Source organism: Paraburkholderia pallida (assembly GCF_004524855.1).
Lineage (GTDB): Bacteria > Pseudomonadota > Gammaproteobacteria > Burkholderiales > Burkholderiaceae > Paraburkholderia > Paraburkholderia oxyphila.
Genome location: NZ_CP038148.1, coordinates 1,341,831 through 1,359,062 on the forward strand (window position 1 = coordinate 1,341,831; position 17,232 = coordinate 1,359,062).

Sequence of the window (17,232 nt, forward strand, 5' to 3'; positions counted from 1 at the left end):
CTGCCGGGCAGCCCATTCATTGGCGGTGCTAGCCCGAACGCCTCTCCGATCCGCCCCTGTCCGCAAAGCGGGCGCGCCAAATGCTCCTGCGCCGTTGAGCAGCCCTTGCGCGTCGCACCATCGAAATCTGATGTGATCGCGTATGTCCGCCTTGACATGCGTGCGCCTGTGTCCGATCATTCGATCACTAACAGAGCAAATGTTCACACATCGAGCGATAGTTCAAGCGGTTGCCCGCGGCAGCGCATCGGCGGCTCGACGAACGCAAATGGAGACAACCCCTGTGGCACATTCCGCGAACCCGGCGGCAGGACGTTTGCAGGACAAGGTGGCCGTGCTCACTGGCGCGGCGAGCGGGATCGGCGAGGCGGTCGCGCGGCGCTATCTGGACGAAGGCGCGCGCTGCGTGCTGGTGGACGTGAAGCCTGCCGACTCGATCGCCCCTGCGCTAACCGCCGCCGGGTCTGTCTACGCCGATCGCGTGCTCCCCTTTAGCGCGGACGTCACGCGCCGTGAGGACATCGAGCGCATCGTCGCGGGCACGCTCGGGCGCTTCGGCCGCATCGACATCCTCTTCAACAATGCGGCGCTCTTCGACATGCGCCCGCTGCTCGACGAATCCTGGGACATCTACGACCGCCTCTTCGCCGTGAACGTGAAGGGCATGTTCTTCCTGATGCAGGCGGTCGCGCGTCAGATGGTCGAGCAGGGGCAGGGCGGCAAGATCATCAACATGTCGTCGCAAGCAGGCCGGCGCGGCGAGGCGCTTGTTTCGCACTACTGTGCAACCAAGGCCGCGGTGTTGAGCTACACGCAGTCGGCGGCGCTCGCGCTCGCGCGGCACAAGATCAACGTGAACGGCATTGCGCCGGGTGTGGTCGATACACCGATGTGGGATCAGGTGGACGCGCTGTTCGCGCGCTACGAGCACCGGCCGCTGGGCGAGAAGAAGCGGCTTGTGGGCGAGGAAGTGCCGCTCGGCCGAATGGGCTTGCCCGCGGATCTCACCGGCGCGGCGCTTTTTCTCGCGTCGGCCGACGCTGATTACATCACCGCGCAGACGCTCAACGTCGACGGCGGAAACTGGATGAGCTGAACGCCCTCCGGAGCTTGTCCGGCGACTTCAACCCATGCAGCACGACATAACGCAGCAAACAACGAAAGGAGACAACGCCATGAAAACAGCCATTCGGAGCGCCGCCTGGCGCATAGGTCGCGCGACAGGCGCGCTCGCCCTCGTTGCCGCGGCGGGCGCGGCACATGCGCAGTCCGTCACGATCGCGATGTTGAACAACCCGGACATGCTCGAGCTGAAGAAGCTCTCGCCGGCGTTCGAGAAGGCCAATCCGGGCATCAAGCTGAACTGGGTGATCCTCGAAGAGAATGTGCTGCGCCAGCGCGCCACGACCGACATCACGACCAATAGCGGCCAGTTCGACGTGATGATGATCGGCACCTACGAGGCGCCGCAGTGGGGCAAGCGCGGCTGGATCGTCCCCATGACGAACCTGCCGGCCGAGTATGACCTGGACGATGTCGTGAAGACGGCGCGCGACGGTCTCTCGTACAACGGCACGCTTTACGCGCTGCCGTTCTACGTCGAAAGCTCGATGACGTACTACCGCAAGGACCTGTTCGCGGCCAAGGGCCTGACGATGCCCGCGCAGCCGACCTACGACCAGATCAAGCAGTTCGCCGACAAGCTCAACGATCCGTCCAAGGGCACCTACGGAATCTGCCTGCGCGGCAAGGCCGGCTGGGGCGAGAACATGGCGTATGTGACGACCGTCGTGAACACCTTCGGCGGCCGCTGGTTCGACGAGAAGTGGCAGGCGCAGCTCACCACGCCCGAGTGGAAGAAGGCCGTCAACTTCTACGTCGATCTGCTGAAGAAGGACGGCCCTCCGGGCGCGAGCTCGAACGGCTTCAACGAGAACCTCACGCTGATGTCGTCGGGCAAGTGCGCGATGTGGATCGACGCCACGGTCGCGGCGGGCATCCTCTACAACAAGCAGCAGTCGCAGGTGGCCGACAAGATCGGCTTCGCGGCGGCGCCGACCGAAGTCACGCCGAACGGCGCGCACTGGCTGTGGTCGTGGGCGCTCGCGATTCCGAAGTCGTCGAAGTCGCAGGACGCCGCGAAGAAGTTCATCGAATGGGCCACTTCGAAGCAATACGTCGAGATGGTCGCGAAGGACGAGGGTTGGGCTTCGGTGCCGTCGGGCACGCGCGTTTCGACCTACCAGCGCCCCGAGTACAAGCAGGCCGCGCCGTTCTCGGACTTCGTGCTCAAGGCGATCCAGACCGCCGATCCGACTCACCCGACCTTGAAGCCGGTGCCGTACACGGGTGTGCAGTTCGTCGGGATTCCTGAGTTCCAGTCGTTCGGCACCGTGGTCGGCCAGAGTGTCGCCGGCGCCGTGGCGGGCCAGATGAGCGTCGATCAGGCGCTCGCGGCCGGCAATGCCGCCGCCGACCGCGCCGTGAAGCAGGCCGGTTACCAGAAGTGAGCGTAGTCGGGCGCCGTCTTGCAGCGCCATTGCAGTAGCAGCACAGCAGGAACGCAGGGCGCGCCGGGCCGCAAGGCACGGCGCACCTCTCGCGAAAGAGATGCGGCGCCGCGCCCCGAGCCGCCGCGTAACAGAGAAGGGTGGTCCTCATGCGTCATCTCCATCTTCCCATGCCTATATTCAATCGAGCGCGAGCGCCTCAGCCGCAGCACGTGGAGACGCGCCGTTCGGCGTCGCGCTGGCTGGTTTCGCCATCCGTTGCGGTCTTGTTGCTGTGGATGACCATTCCACTCGCGATGACGATCTGGTATTCGTTCACGCGCTATAACCTGCTCAACCCCGATCTCAAGGGTTTCGCCGGCCTCGACAACTACAAGTTCCTCGTCACCGACCCGTCGTTCTGGCCGTCGATCTTCCACACGGTCGAACTGATCGTGGCGGTGCTCGTGATCACGGTGGTCGGCGGCGTGCTGATGGCGGTGCTATTCGACCGCAAGTTCGTCGGGCAGGGCATCGCGCGCCTCTTTGCCATCGCGCCGTTCTTCGTGATGCCCACGGTTTCCGCGCTGATCTGGAAGAACATGATCCTGCATCCGGTCTACGGGCTCGTGGCCATCGCGATGCGCGCGATGGGCATGACGCCCATCGACTGGTTCGCCGTCTACCCGCTCACCGCGGTCATCATGATTGTGGCGTGGCAGTGGCTGCCGTTCGCGTTCCTCATTCTGTTCACGGCGATCCAGTCGCTCGACCAGGAGCAGAAAGAGGCGGCGAAGATCGACGGCGCCGGCGCGATCGCCATGTTCTTCTACATCACGCTGCCGCACCTGCGCCGCGCGATCGCCGTGGTGGTGATGATGGAGAGCATCTTCCTGCTCTCGATCTTCGCGGAGATCTATACGACCACGAGCGGCGGTCCCGGCAACGCGACCACCAACCTCACTTACCTGATCTACTCGATGGGCCTGCAGCAGTTCGACGTGGGTATCGCGTCAGCGGGCGGCATTCTCGCCGTCGTGCTCGCGAACATCGTGTCGTTCTTCCTCGTGCGCATGCTCGCGCGCAACCTCAAAGGGGAGTACGAAAAATGAGCCAAGTTACCGCTTCGCCCGTACGCGCACCCGAGTCGTCGCATGCCGCCAACCGTTCTTCGCCGCTCCAGTTCATCGCGCGCGTGGTGCCGGGGCTGCTTGCATGGGTCATCGCGCTCGCGCTGTTCTTCCCGATCTTCTGGATGACGATCACGGCGTTCAAGACCGAGCAGCAGGCGTATATCCCGTCGCTGTTCTTCATCCCGACGCTCGACAGCTTCCGTGAGGTCTTCGCACGCAGCAACTACTTCGCGTTCGCATGGAACTCGGTGCTGATCTCGGCGGGCGTGACGATCGTCTGCCTGATCCTGGCCGTGCCGGCCGCCTATGCGATGGCGTTCTTCCCGAACCGGCGCACCCAGGGGATTCTGCTGTGGATGCTGTCCACCAAGATGATGCCTTCGGTGGGCGTGCTCGTGCCGATCTACCTGCTGTGGAAGAACTCCGGGCTGCTCGACACCGTGAGCGGACTCGTGATCGTCTACACGCTCATCAATTTGCCGATTGCGGTGTGGATGGCCTACACGTACTTCAACGAGATCCCCAAAGACATTCTGGAAGCCGGGCGCATGGACGGCGCGGCCACCTGGCAGGAGATCGTCTATCTGCTCATGCCGATGTCGGTGCCGGGGCTCGCGTCCACCGCGCTCCTGCTGATCATCCTTTCGTGGAACGAAGCATTCTGGAGCATCAATCTGTCGAGCTCGAATGCGGCGCCGCTAACCGTCTTCATCGCCTCGTACTCGAGTCCCGAGGGGCTGTTCTGGGCCAAGCTCTCGGCGGCCTCGCTGCTGGCGGTGGCGCCCGTGCTGATCGTCGGCTGGCTCTCGCAGAAGCAGCTCGTGCGCGGTCTCACGTTCGGCGCGGTCAAATAAAGCGGCTACCAACAAGAAACACAAGGACGAAGCCCATGACCATTCAGGTCCTGATTTGCGACTGTGACGGCGTGCTGATCGACAGCGAAGCCGTGGCCGCGCGCGTGCTGGTGCGCGAACTCGAAGCGCGCTGGCCAGGCGCTGCCGTCGCGCCTGTGCTGATGCCGCTGCTCGGGCAGCGCATCGAGCGCGTGCTCGGCGGCGCGAGCGAGGCGCTCGGCCGGCGGCTGACGCCCGCGGACGTCGATGCGATCCGCGCCGTGGCCGAAACGGAGGCGGCGCAAGCGCCGCTCTTTCCCGGCGTGAGCGCGGCACTGGAGGCCATCGCGCTCACCAAGGCCTGCGCGAGCAACAGCTATGCGGCGGTGGTCCGCAGCGTGCTGGAGCGCAATGACCTCACGCGCTTCTTTGGCGAGCGCATCTATTGCGCCGATATGGTGGCAAAGCCGAAGCCCGCGCCGGACGTGTATCTCGCGGCGGCGCAGGGGCTGGGCGTGGCGCCAGAAGCCTGTCTCGTGGTGGAAGACAGCGTGACGGGCGTGAGCGCGGCGCGCGCGGCCGGCATGACGGTGCTGGGCTTCGTGGGCGGCGCGCACGTGGGTGGCGAGGCGCATGCGCTCGACTTGCGCGACGTGGGCGCGCAGGAGATTTTCGACGACATGCGCATGCTGCCCGCGCTCGCGGCGCACTGGATGCAGAAGGCGGAGGCGCGCGCACATTGAGCGCGGCTTCGCGGCAAACCGAATCGTGATCGTATTTTGATCGAGTCGCGGTAGCAGGGCATGCCCCCTGGGACACCGCAACGAATGGAGACACACATCATGGCAAGCGTGATCCTGAGAGACGTACTCAAGCGCTACGACGAAACCGAAGTGCTGCGCGACGTGAACCTCGATATTGCAGACGGCGAGTTCGTCGTGTTCGTGGGGCCGAGCGGCTGCGGCAAGACCACGCTCATGCGCATGATCGCGGGACTCGAAGACATCAGCGGCGGCGACCTGACGATCGACGGCGCGCGCATGAATGACGTGCCGCCGGCCAAGCGCGGCATTGCGATGGTGTTCCAGTCGTACGCGCTTTATCCGCACATGACGCTCTACGACAACATGGCGTTCGGCCTGAAGCTCGCGGGCTCGAAGAAGGACGAGATCGACGCGGCGGTGAAGAACGCCGCGAAGATCCTGCACATCGACCATCTGCTGGACCGCAAGCCGAAGCAGCTTTCCGGCGGCCAGCGCCAGCGCGTGGCGATCGGGCGCGCGATCACGCGCAAGCCCAAGGTCTTCCTGTTCGACGAGCCGCTCTCGAACCTCGACGCGGCGCTGCGCGTGAAGATGCGCCTCGAGTTCGCGCGCCTGCACGATGAACTGAAGACGACGATGATCTACGTGACGCACGACCAGGTCGAGGCCATGACGCTCGCCGACAAGATCGTCGTGCTTTCGGCGGGCAACGTGGAGCAGGTCGGGAGTCCGAACCGTCTCTATCATGCGCCCGCGAACCGGTTCGTGGCGGGCTTTATCGGCTCGCCGAAGATGAACTTCCTCGACGGTGTCGTGCAGCAGGTCGAGAGCGACGGCATCGTCGTGCGCTATGAAACGGGCGAGACGCAGAAGGTCGCGGTGGAGCCGCGTGGCGCGCGCGAAGGCGATAAGGTCACGGTGGGCATTCGTCCCGAGCACATGCACGTGGACTCGGGGGAGTACGGCGTGAGCGTGAAGGCGAACACGGTTGAGTCGCTCGGCGATGCGGCCTATCTATACGCGGAGTCGCCCGTGGCGCCCGATGGCCTGATTGCGCGGATTCCGCCGCTGGAGCGGCACGAACGCGGCGCGACGATGAAGCTCGGCGCAACGCCCGATCATTGCCATTTGTTCGATGCCGATGGACTTGCGTTCGAGCGCCGGTTCGCGCAGCAGATGGCGGCTTGAGACACAGGCGCCGCCTCGCAGGGCGAGGTGGCGCAGCAACGGTTGTCGCAGAGGGGGCCTCTTGGACGAGGCCTTATATGCCCGCTTTCGAGCGGGCTTTTTTGCATCTGGCTTTTGCGTTCGGTGTCGGCGCCGCTTTGCAGCCCCCTCAGCCCTCATCCCCCAACGCCGCCCGAGCGCACTCCTCATCGGTCACGAGCCCCGAAAGCCAGCCGCCCTTGAGCGCCGCGATCACCGCCTCGCGCTTGCGCGCACCGCCCGCGAAGCCGATGGTAGGACGCTTGGGCGGCGAATCCAGATAGAGGCTCGTCACGCGCCGCCCCGTGGGCGAGTCCACGCGCTTGCCGCTCGCATCGATCGGCAGGCCTAGCATTTCCGCAATCGCGCCCAGGCCCATCAGCTCGTGCACTTCCTCCGTGGTAAGAAAGCCGTCCTCATGCAGCGGACAATGCTCGCCGATATTGCCGATGCCGACGAAGGCCACATCCGCTTCGCCCGAGAGCGATTCGACGATGCGATAAAGCCGGTGATTGCACCATTGCGCGCGCTCGGCCTCGGTGTCGGCGATGAGCGGCGCGGGAAGCAGGAAGTGCTTGCCGCCGGTTTTCTCGGAGATGTGCAGGGCCACGTCGTAGCGGTTCGACGAGCCGTCCTGCGCGATCGCGCCCACCATCGAAACGAGGCGGTGCTGCGGCCGCTCGAGCTGCGCGATCTGATCGACGGCGGCCTTCAAGGTGCGCCCGCTGCTCACCGCCACGACCATCGGCCGCTCTTCGGTCAGATAGCGCTCCATCACCTGCGCGCCGGCCACCGCGAGCTTGCGGTCGATGGCCTCCTGCGTATCGCCGTCCACGGGGACCACTTCGCACACCGACAAGCCGTAGCGCTTCGAGAGCCGGTCCGCGAGCGCAAGACAGTCGGCCAGTCGATGATCGACGCGCACGCGAATCAGGTTCTTCTCGACGGCGAACGCGACAAGGCGCTGCGCGACCGGGCGCGACACCTGGAGCTTTTCGGCGATCTCGTTCTGGGTGTTGCCGGCCACGTAGTAGAGCCAGGCGGCGCGGGTGGCGAGATCGAGTTTTTCGGTGGACTTGGGCACGGTGTTCGTCGGGGCGGGCTGCAGTGCGACTGCGTGAGCGGGATGGCCTGGTTGCTTACGTTTGCCTTGTTCGAGCGAGTGTACTGGAAACCCTCTGCCGTGCTTAAGCGAGTCTTTCGCGCGCGGGATCGAACAGCGGCCGCACGTGCCGGTAGAGCGAGCGATAGGCTTCGAGCCGCTCGCGCAGCGCGGCGTGGCGCGCGGCATCGGGTGTGTATTCGGCGGCAACGGGCGCCTTCGTCAGCACCTCGTCGAACGCGCCGCCGGCCGCGAGCCAGCCGAGGCGCGCTGCGCCGAGCGCCGCGCCCGTCTCGCCGCCGCCGTGCTGGCGCGTGGGCGTGTCGAACGCATCGGCCGCGAGCTGCGCCCAATACACGCTGCGCGCGCCGCCGCCGAGCATCGAGAGCGGGCCGACTTCGGTGCCCGCCGCGCGCAGGGCGTCGAGGCCGTCGGTGAGCGCGAGCGTCACGCCTTCGAGCACGGCGTAGCCGAGCAGCGCGCGGTCGGTCGCGTGGGTCATGCCGAAGAACACGCCCTGCGCATAGGGGTCGTTGTGCGGCGTGCGCTCGCCCGAGAGGTAGGGCAAAAAGAGCGGCGCCTGCGCGAGCGTTTGTGGCGCGAGGCGTTCGACTTCGGCGAGCAGCGTGGGCTCGTCGGTGCCGGTGAGCTTGCAGACCCAGCGCAGGCAACTCGCCGCCGAGAGCACGACGCTCATCTGATGCCAGCGCTCGGGAATCGCATGGCAAAACGCGTGCACGGCCGAGGCCGGATTCGGCCGGAAGCGGTCGCCGATCACGCACAGCACGCCCGAGGTGCCGAGCGAGACGAAGCCGTCGCCGGGCTGCACGGCGCCGATGCCGATCGCGCTCGTGGCGTTGTCGCCGCCGCCCGCCGCGACCACCACGTCCTCGCGCAGGCCGAACTCGCGCGCGACCGCGGGCAGCAGCGTGCCCGAAGGCGCGCTACCTTCGGCGAGCGCGGGCATCTGCGCGCGCGTCATGTTGCAGGCGTCGAGGAGCGCATCGGACCAGTCGCGTCTGGCGACATCGAGCCACAGCGTTCCCGCCGCGTCGGACGGATCGGAGACCTTGCCGCCCGTGAGCTTCAGGCGCAGCCAGTCCTTGGGCAGCAGCACGCAGGCGGTCTTGCGAAAGAGGGCGGGCTCGTGGCGCGCGACCCACAGCAGCTTGGGCGCGGTGAAACCCGGCATCGCCAGATTGCCGGCCACGCGATGCAGTTGCGGCGCGCGCGCGGTGAGCTCGGCGCATTCGTCGACGGCGCGCATGTCGTTCCAGAGGATCGCGGGGCGCAGCACGGTGTCGTGCTCATCGAGCAGCACGGCGCCGTGCATCTGCCCCGAGAGGCCGATGCCGCGCACCTGGGCGAATTCATGCGGATGCTTCTCGCGCAGCGCGGCGAGCGCGCGGCGCGTGCCGTCCCACCAGTCGGCGGGATCCTGTTCGGCCCAGCGCGGCTGGGGGCGCGAGACCGTGAACGGCGAGCCGGCGGTGCCGATGGCGCGACCGTCGGGGGCGAGCAGCAGGACTTTTACTTCGGAGGTGCCGAGGTCGATGCCGAGATACATGGGCGCGCGCGAAATTCGTTAGGGTTGAGGCGCTACTTTAGCCGCGCGCGCCGGGCTGCGCCATGGGCGCCGACCCAGGGACGCGGCGCACGCAGCACGGCATCGCGAGCGTATGAAATGGGAAGCTGGTAAACACGCAACGCGAACGCCGCGCGATGCGTATTCAGACGCTGCAGCCGCGCTTCGCGAGCCATGCATCCACGCGCGCGAGCGCGTCGCGCAGGGCGCTTGAGAGCGGCGTGCTGCCCGCGAGGCTCCCCCAGAGCAGCTTGTCGGCGCAAAACGCGGCGAGCGGATCGGGGGCTTCGAAGAGGCGGCGCACGGCGGCCTCGTCCATGACGCCGTCCTGATACTGGAACGGCAGCGTGCCCTTACTCCAGCGTTGCAGGAAGCGCAGGAACAGCGCAGGCAGGACGGCCGTGGCGGCCGGCGCGGCGCCGGCAGCGATGCGCTGCGCGAGGGTCGGCGCGATGAAGCCGGGGATCTTCGAAAAGCCGTCGGCGGCGACGCGCTGATTCGTATCCTGGATGTACGGATTGCTGAAGCGCTCGAGCACGACGTCGCGGTATTTTGCGAGATCGAGCGGGCTCGGCGTGAGGCACGGGATCACGTCCTCGCTCACGTACTCGCGCGCGAAGCTGCGGATGTCAGCGTCGTTCGTCCCTTCGTGGATGTAGTCGAGCCCGACCAGCGTGCCCGCCCACGCAATGCAGCTATGGGTCGCGTTGAGGATGCGGATCTTGGCCTCTTCGTACGGCATCACCGATTCGACCATCTCCGCGCCCGCGCGCTCCCATGCGGGACGCCCCGCGCAGAAGTGATCCTCGATCACCCACTGGATGAACGCCTCGCCCATCACGGGGCAGGCATCGTCGACACCGGTTGCGGCCTTTACGCGCTCGCGCACGTCGGGCGTCGGGCGCGGCGTGATGCGGTCGACCATCGAGTCGGGGCAGGCGGTGTGGGCATCGAACCAGTCGCGCAGTGCCGTCGCGCCGCGGAGTGCGAGGAATTCGCGCATGCCCGCGTGAAAGCGCTTGCCGTTGCTGCGCAGGTTGTCGCAGGTCTGGAGCGTGACGGGACCGCCGCCGCGCGCCATGCGCACTTCGAGTATTGCGGCGAGTGCGCCGTAGATCGTGGTGCGCGCACCGTTGAGGTCGGCGGCGATGTCGGGATTCGCGGTATCGAGCCGGTCGTGCTCGTCGAGGTAATAGCCGCCTTCGGTCACTGTGAACGCGATGATCTTGCAGGCCGGATCGGCGCCGGCTTCGATCAGCGCCGCGAGGTCGGCGGACCACGGCAGCACGCGCGTGATCGAGCGGATCGTTTCGTAGGCGCGCTCGCCCTGCGGCGTGACCGTTTCGAGCGTGTAGGCGCCATGCTGCGCGGCGAGCGCGTCCATGACCGCGTTCATGTCCGGGCGGATGTTGCCGACGGTGAGCGACCATGCCGGCTCGTCCGGCTTGCGCGCGAGATTCGCGCGATGCAGATACCACGCCTGATGCGCCCGGTGAAACGACCCGGCGCCGATGTGCAGGATCACGTTCGCGTTGCTGCGTTCGCTGTCCATGTCTGTCTCCTGATGGGGCGGCCATGCGCGCTTGGCGTGCGCGTCTGTGCGCTGCTCGATGAATTCGGGCGTACTGGATTTTGAGCAATTGCTCAATTGATGAACGAATGATCGTATTCGGCGGCGCGAAAGTCAAGACAGCTTCGGCAGGTTTTTGGTGACGCGTCGCGATGGCTTCGCCGTGCGTGAGCGCGCGCAAGGGCGCGCTGGGCGGACACACGGCGGCGATGCCGTGGCGCACCAATGAGGGCGCGGCGGCGTACAGGAGGGCAGACGGGGCAACGCGCGCGGGTAGCGCGTGCGGCTTGGGTGCGGGAGCAGGCTCGCGCGCCGGCGGCAATGCCGGCGGCGCGAGAACCTCAGCCTTGCGTGCTGGTCACTGCCGAGATGGCGGCGACGGCCTGCGCGGTCGCGTCGGCCGCGCAGCAATCGACGACGATGCGCTCGGGCATCGCGCGCAGCCAGGTGAGCTGGCGCTTGCAGAGCTGGCGCGTGGCGAACACGCCCTTGTCGCGCATGGTGGCGTAATCGATGGCGCCGTCGAGGTATTCCCAGGCCTGGCGATAGCCGACGCAGCGCATCGACGGCAGGTTCGGATCGAGGTCGCCGCGCGCGCGTAGCGTTTTCACTTCATCGAGGAAACCGGCGGCGAGCATGGCGTCGAAGCGCTGCTCGATGCGTTGGTGCAGCACGCCGCGATCCGACGGCTCGAGCGCGATGGGCACGAAACGGTAGCGCGCCGCTTCATCTTGCGTGGAATCCGGGCGGGGCGCGGCGAGCAGCGCCGACATCGGCTGGCCCGAGAGCATGAAGATTTCGAGCGCGCGCTGGATGCGCTGCGAGTCGTTTGGCGCGAGGCGCGCGGCCGTGGGCGGATCGACTTGTGCCAGGCGCGCATGGAGCGCGGGCCAGCCGTCGCGCGCGGCTTCGGCGTCGAGCTGCGCGCGCACGGTGGGGTCCGCGCCGGGCAGGTCGTTGAGCCCCTGGGTGAGCGCCTTGTAGTAGAGCATCGTGCCGCCCACGAGCAAGGGCACGTTGCCGCGCGCGAGGATCTCGCCGGTCACGCGCAGGGCGTCGGCGCGAAAGTTCGCGGCGGAGTAGGCCTCGGCGGGGTCGACGATGTCGATCAGATGATGCGCGGCCGCCGCGCGCTCCGCGGCGCTGGGCTTGGCCGTGCCGATATCCATGCCGCGATAGACGAGCGCCGAATCGACACTGACGATCTCGACCGCGCGCCCGGGTGTGGCAGAGGCCTGTTCGGCCGCATACGCGAGCGCGGCCGCCGTCTTGCCCGACGCCGTGGGCCCGAGCAGGCACGCGATGGGCAATGCTTCGTTGTCTGGCTTCATGACTGCTTCACTGGCCGCGCATGAAGAGCCGGTCGAGGTCGGCGAGCGTGAGCTGATACCACGTGGGCCGGCCGTGATTGCACTGGTCGGCGCGCTCGGTCGCTTCCATCTGGCGCAGCAGCGCGTTCATCTCGTCGAGCGTGAGGCGCCGGTTCGCGCGCACCGCGTGATGGCAGGCGAGCGTGCCGAGCATCTCGTGCTGGCGCTCGGTCAGCACGCGCGAGCCGCCATAGGCGTGCAGGTCGGCGAGCACGGCGCGCGCGAGCGCCTGGAGATCGGCGTCCTTGAGCAGCGCGGGCACCGCGCGGATCGCAATCGAAGTGGGCGACAGCACCGCGAGATCGAAGCCGAGCGCTTCGAGCGTGGCCTTTTCTTCCTCGACGGTGCCGGTTTCCACGGGATCGGCCGTCATCGAGACGGGGATCAGGAGCGGCTGGACCGCCAGCGAGCGCTCGGCGAGCGCGTCTTTGAACTGCTCGTAGAGGATTCGTTCGTGCGCGGCGTGCATGTCGACGATCACGAGGCCGCGCGCATTCTGCGCGAGCACGTAGATGCCGTGCACCTGGCCGAGCGCGAAGCCGAGCGGATGGTCGTCGCGGGCGTCGAAGGCGGGCTGGGGCGCCTGCGTGTCAAAGGACGCGCCTTCTCGTGCGAGCGCGTCTTCGGCTTGCGGCACGGTCGCGCCTTGCGCGGTGCCGGCGCCTACGTCCTTGCGGCCGAACAGGGCGTCATAGAGCGCGAGCGGCTGCGCGACGGGCAGGCTGCCTTGCGTCATGCGCGACTGGCGCAGCCAGGTGTTGCCGCCACCGCTGCCACCGCCGCCCAAGCCGCCGGATCCTGCCGAGCCGCTCGATCCGAACCCCGACGCACGGCCCCCCGCGCCGCCGGAGAAGCCGCCTCCCGCGCCGCCGAAGCTGCTGGCGACGCTGGCGGTGCCGAATTTGCCCGGCGGGTTGAAGCCCGCGGGCGACGTACCGGCGACGCTGGCGCTACCCGTAACGCCCGCAGCCAACCCGGCGGACGCGCCTAGCACGCCGGCACCCGGCGCGGGCCGCGGCTCGATCAGCGCGGCGTGGCCGCCCGAGGTGGTCTCGGGCGATGCCCCCGCATGGCGGGCGAGCGCGCGCTGCACGGCATGGAACACGAACTGGTGAATCGAGCGCGAGTCGCGAAAGCGCACCTCGATCTTCGACGGATGCACGTTCACGTCGACGGCCTCGGGCGGCAGGTCGAGAAACAGCACATACGACGGATAGCGGTCGCCGTGCAGCACGTCTTCATAGGCGGCGCGCACGGCGTGCGTGAGCAGCTTGTCGCGCACGAAGCGGCCGTTCACGAAGAAGTACTGCTGGTCGGCGCGGTTGCGGCTCGCCGTGGGCAGGCCCGCGCAGCCGTAGACGGCGAGCGGCCCTGCGCGCTCTTCGAGCGGCAGATGCGCGGTGGCGAAGGTCTCGCCGAGTATCTTCGAGACGCGCGTGGCCGGATCGCTCGCGTTCCAGTGCTCGATGGCGCGGCCGTTGTGCAGCACCGAGATCGCCACGTCGGGCCGCGCAAGCGCGCTGCGGCGGATCATCTCGAGGCAGTGGCCGAGCTCGGTCTGCTCGCTCTTCAGGAACTTGCGGCGCGCGGGCGTGTTGAAGTACAGCTCGCGCACTTCGATGGTGGTGCCCTGGCCGCCCGCGGCGGGCGAGAGCGCGCCCGTATGCGCGTCGATCTTCACGGCGTGCGCGGCGCTGGCCGGGCGGCTCGTGATCGACATCTCGGCGACCGAGGCGATCGAGGCCAGCGCCTCGCCGCGGAACCCGAGGGTGGCGACGCTTTCGAGTTCCGCGAGCGAGCGGATCTTGCTGGTTGCGTGGCGCTTGAGCGCGAGCGGCAACTCGGCTTCGGGGACGCCACAGCCGTCGTCGGTGATCGAGATGCGCTTCACGCCGCCTTCGTCGAGCAGGATGCGCAGCGTGCTCGCGCCCGCGTCGAGCGCGTTTTCGAGCAGCTCCTTCACGACCGAGGCGGGGCGCTCGACCACTTCGCCCGCGGCGATCTGGCTGATCAGCTGGTCGGGCAGCGCCTGGATCGCGCGCGCGGGCTGCGCGGCGCGCGAGGCGTGCGCCGGGTCCGCGGCGGTCGCCGTGGGTGCCATGGTTGCGTTAGCGGCTGCGCTGTCGGCAGAGTCGGGCGTGCGCTCGGGGGGGGCACCGGCGCCGGCAAGGTCGGAATTCGAAGACATGCGCGCAATTATAGCGAGTCGGCGCGGGCTGCCCTGGCGCGCGCTTGCGTCCCCGGTTTTGCCGACGTTCGAGGCGCTTTCGGTGCGCATTCGGCGGATTTTTGCCGATTTTCGAGCGAATTTTTCGTGACGACGGGCACTTTCGGTATCATGGCGCGGTCAATTTTGCTTCTCGCGCAACACCGGCCGCGCGCGTCCCATACGGGCATGTCCCACACGGGCATGTCCCGAACGGGGCGAGCGGGCCACGACCGATAAGGGATACTTTTGGATACGCTGCTGCAGTTTGCCAATCTTGTCTTGCACATCGACAAGTTTCTCGGAGTCTTCATCCACCAGTACGGTGCCTGGGTTTATGCGGTCCTGTTCCTGATCGTGTTCTGCGAAACCGGGCTCGTGGTGCTGCCATTCCTGCCCGGCGATTCGCTGTTGTTCATCGGCGGCGCGTTCGCGGCCACGCACGAGATGAACCTCGGCCTGCTGCTGATCCTGCTGATCGTGGCGGCCGTCACGGGCAATACCGTCAACTATCTGATTGGCCGCGCCATCGGCCCGAAGGTGTTCAATACGCGCATCCCCGTGCTCGAACGCTTCCTCGACCGCGCGGCACTGCAAAAGACCCACGACTTCTACGAACGCCACGGCGGCAAGACCATCGTGCTCGCGCGCTTCATTCCGGTCGTGCGCACCTTCGCGCCGTTCGTCGCGGGCGTCTCGCAGATGAGCATGCAACGCTTCCAGCTCTTCAATATCGCGGGCGCGCTGTTCTGGGTGCTGCTGCTCGTGCTGCTCGGCTTCTTCTTCGGCAACATCCCATTCATTCGCCAGTACCTCAACGTGATCGTGCTCGTGGGCATTGGCGCGGCGATCGTGCCGGTGCTCATCGGCGGGCTCTGGAAGATGACGCGCAAGAACACGAACGGCAGCACCGTGCGCGGCCCGAACGGCAACCGCAACTAACTCAATACCGCTGAGCGCGACCAGGCGCGTGCGTGCGAGCGGTTCGCACGCGACGGTGGCCTGGCCGGCTCGAAATGAAAAACGGCATCGCCCGCGAGGACGATGCCGTTTGTTTTTGCGCGGCGCGCTTGGGGCCGGTTATTGGCGCGAACAGGCCCTAACCGACACGGCGAATGATGGACGGCGTTTCCGGCGTCGGGAAGCCGGCGTCCCTGAAGGTCTCGACGATCGCGCGATTAGTGTCGAAGTACACCTGCCAGTAGTGATCGTTGTTCGTGTAGGGGCGCACGCAGAGGAGCGGTCCTTCGGGCGTGAACGACAGCACCTCGACGTCGGGCGCGGGATCCTGCGCGACGTTCGGGATGTTCGCGAGCACGGCGCGCAGCCGGTTGGCCGCATCGACGGGATCGACGCCGTTGGCGATCTTCGCGGTCAGCTCGACGCGGCGCACGGGCGTCGCGCTGAAGTTCGAGATGGTGTCCGAAAAGATCTTGTTGTTGCCGACGATGTTCACGACGTTGTCCGGCGAAATGATGGTCGTGCCGAAGATGCCGAGCTCCTTCACGGTGCCCGTCACGCCGCCCGCCGTCACGAAGTCGCCCACCTTGAACGGCCGCAGCACCTGCATGAAGACGCCGGCCGCGAAGTGCGCGAGCAGGCCGCCCCAGGCCGTGCCGATGGCGAGACCGAGGCCCGCGAGCAGCGCCGCGAACGAGGTGGTCTGCACGCCGAACACCTGGAGAATGGCGAGCACCAGCAGCAGGTTCAGGACGCCGGAGAGGATGGAGCTCAGGTAGTGCGCGAGTGTGGGATCGACACGCTGGTTGCGTGAGAGCACCTTGCGCAGCAAGCCGGCGATGAGATTGATGACCCAGCGCCCGACGATCCACAGGACGATCGCCGCCACGACCTTGGTCCCGAAGTCGATGCCTCGGGTCATGATGAATGAGCGAACAGTTTCGAGATCCAAGATGCCCTCGCTTGATACGGTGATTGAGCCGGATAAGACGCGCGAACTGCAAGGAACTGCGGGTGATGCGACGACGCGGGACGACTGTGCAACCGGGGGCAAAGCTGGCGGGCGTAAGACGGGCCATTGTGGATACTGGCGCACCGTCGCGTGCTCGCTGGTGCATTTATAGGCCAAGCGGCGCGAGCGTGCAACGAACGTGCCCGCTCGCCTGGGGGTTGACCCCACGCAGCTTGTGCGCAAAGCGGGCCCGCGCGCGGCTCATTTCATGCTCAATGCATGAAGGTTAGGCGGTATCGTTGCGCGTGCGGCATTGCCACAGTCAAAACATCACCAAGACACCATCGAGGAAAGCTTCATGATCCTGTCGAACAATACTGATCTCCATCTCATCACCGTGAATCTCGAGGAACTGCGCCCGACGCAGATCACGGTCGGCTTTCGCGAGGTCAACGCCAAGCGCGAGCACTGGAAGACGCTCGACAAGAAAGGCCGCGCCGCGGCCATCGACAACCACTGGTTCCCGGCCGTGCTCGGCCCGAAGCAACGCTACTTCGTGGTCGATCATCACCATCTCGGGCTCGCATGGCTCCACGAAGGCGTGCCGAGCGCGCGGGTCACGGTCATCAAGGACCTCTCGTGGCTCGATCCCACGATCTTCTGGCGCATGATGGAGCACAACCAGTGGGTGCATCCGTTCGATGCGCAAGGGCAACGCTGTGACTATGCGGCGCTGCCCAAGCAGCTTTCCGGTCTGACCGACGACCCGTATCGCAGCCTCGCGGGCGAACTGCGCGTGGCGGGCGGGTATGCAAAGGACACGACGCCCTTCAGCGAATTTCTCTGGGCCGACTATTTGCGCCAGAAGGTGAGTTCCGCGAGCATGCAGAAGAACTTCGACAAGGCGCTCACCGATGCACTCGCGCATGCGCACGACGCCGATGCGCGCTACTTGCCTGGCTGGTCCGGGGTCGTGCCGCCCGCGGGCGCGACGCCCGCTGCGCCTGCCGCACCTTCTGCAGCCGCCGGATCCGGCAAGGGCAAGAAGAAAGCGTGAGCGGC

At 66.8% G+C, this 17,232-nt stretch carries 13 protein-coding genes and 1 pseudogene; 8 read left to right on the forward strand and 6 right to left on the reverse strand.

Translation table 11 applies throughout. The annotated features are described in order from the left end of the window. The first annotated feature begins 283 nt into the window (after positions 1–283). The 6 genes from E1956_RS06045 (at position 284) to E1956_RS06070 (ending at position 6,407) form a co-directional block, all read left to right on the forward strand. Positions 284–1,096 (forward strand): L-iditol 2-dehydrogenase, encoded by an 813-nt coding sequence (locus tag E1956_RS06045; RefSeq protein WP_232071297.1) that lies wholly within the window; start codon positions 284–286, stop codon positions 1,094–1,096. Between the two features lie 79 nt (positions 1,097–1,175). Further along, entirely contained in the window at positions 1,176–2,510 is a 1,335-nt protein-coding gene (locus E1956_RS06050) for an ABC transporter substrate-binding protein (RefSeq protein ID WP_134747817.1), read from the forward strand. A 170-nt stretch (positions 2,511–2,680) separates the two neighbouring features. Then, positions 2,681–3,601 carry a carbohydrate ABC transporter permease gene (locus E1956_RS06055; RefSeq protein ID WP_407669939.1) on the forward strand — a complete coding sequence of 307 codons (921 nt, stop codon included), beginning with the start codon at positions 2,681–2,683 and terminating at the stop codon, positions 3,599–3,601. Then, the gene (locus E1956_RS06060; protein ID WP_134747818.1) at positions 3,598–4,476 is read left to right on the forward strand and encodes a carbohydrate ABC transporter permease; all 879 of its coding nucleotides are present in this window, start codon (positions 3,598–3,600) and stop codon (positions 4,474–4,476) included. Before E1956_RS06055 ends, E1956_RS06060 begins: the two co-directional genes overlap by 4 nt. Positions 4,477–4,511: 35 nt before the next feature. Continuing rightward, positions 4,512–5,198 carry an HAD family hydrolase gene (locus tag E1956_RS06065; protein ID WP_134747819.1) on the forward strand — a complete coding sequence of 229 codons (687 nt, stop codon included), beginning with the start codon at positions 4,512–4,514 and terminating at the stop codon, positions 5,196–5,198. 99 nt (positions 5,199–5,297) lie between these two features. Then, positions 5,298–6,407: an ABC transporter ATP-binding protein gene (locus tag E1956_RS06070; RefSeq protein ID WP_134747820.1), complete on the forward strand. Its 1,110-nt coding sequence runs from the start codon at positions 5,298–5,300 to the stop codon at positions 6,405–6,407. A 148-nt stretch (positions 6,408–6,555) separates the two neighbouring features. Here E1956_RS06070 and E1956_RS06075 read toward each other — a convergent pair whose 3' ends face one another. From E1956_RS06075 to mutL, 5 genes are all read right to left on the reverse strand, one after another. Further along, the gene (locus E1956_RS06075) at positions 6,556–7,509 is read right to left on the reverse strand and encodes a sugar-binding transcriptional regulator (protein WP_134747821.1); all 954 of its coding nucleotides are present in this window, start codon (positions 7,507–7,509) and stop codon (positions 6,556–6,558) included. 103 nt (positions 7,510–7,612) lie between these two features. Beyond that, the gene (gene xylB / locus E1956_RS06080; RefSeq protein WP_134747822.1) at positions 7,613–9,094 is read right to left on the reverse strand and encodes a xylulokinase; all 1,482 of its coding nucleotides are present in this window, start codon (positions 9,092–9,094) and stop codon (positions 7,613–7,615) included. Between the two features lie 163 nt (positions 9,095–9,257). Continuing rightward, positions 9,258–10,664: a D-arabinitol 4-dehydrogenase gene (dalD, locus tag E1956_RS06085; protein ID WP_134747823.1), complete on the reverse strand. Its 1,407-nt coding sequence runs from the start codon at positions 10,662–10,664 to the stop codon at positions 9,258–9,260. Positions 10,665–11,023: 359 nt separating this feature from the next. Next, positions 11,024–12,013, reverse strand: a complete 990-nt coding sequence (miaA, locus tag E1956_RS06090) for a tRNA (adenosine(37)-N6)-dimethylallyltransferase MiaA (protein ID WP_134747824.1) — start codon at positions 12,011–12,013, stop codon at positions 11,024–11,026. Between the two features lie 7 nt (positions 12,014–12,020). Next, complete coding sequence (gene mutL, locus E1956_RS06095; RefSeq protein WP_134750389.1) at positions 12,021–14,153, reverse strand: DNA mismatch repair endonuclease MutL; 2,133 nt, start codon at positions 14,151–14,153, stop codon at positions 12,021–12,023. Positions 14,154–14,507: 354 nt separating this feature from the next. On the opposite strand from mutL, the gene E1956_RS06100 reads away from it, so the two are divergent. Beyond that, entirely contained in the window at positions 14,508–15,200 is a 693-nt protein-coding gene (locus tag E1956_RS06100; protein WP_134747825.1) for a DedA family protein, read from the forward strand. A 157-nt stretch (positions 15,201–15,357) separates the two neighbouring features. Here the strand turns inward: E1956_RS06100 and E1956_RS06105 are convergent, their stop codons facing one another. Then, positions 15,358–16,170, reverse strand: coding sequence for a mechanosensitive ion channel family protein (locus tag E1956_RS06105; protein WP_134747826.1), 813 nt, complete (start codon positions 16,168–16,170; stop codon positions 15,358–15,360). A 358-nt stretch (positions 16,171–16,528) separates the two neighbouring features. Here E1956_RS06105 and E1956_RS06110 point away from each other — a divergent pair. Further along, positions 16,529–17,146 (forward strand): annotated as a pseudogene (locus tag E1956_RS06110) (ParB-like protein); the annotation flags it as partial. Positions 17,147–17,232: the final 86 nt, after the last annotated feature.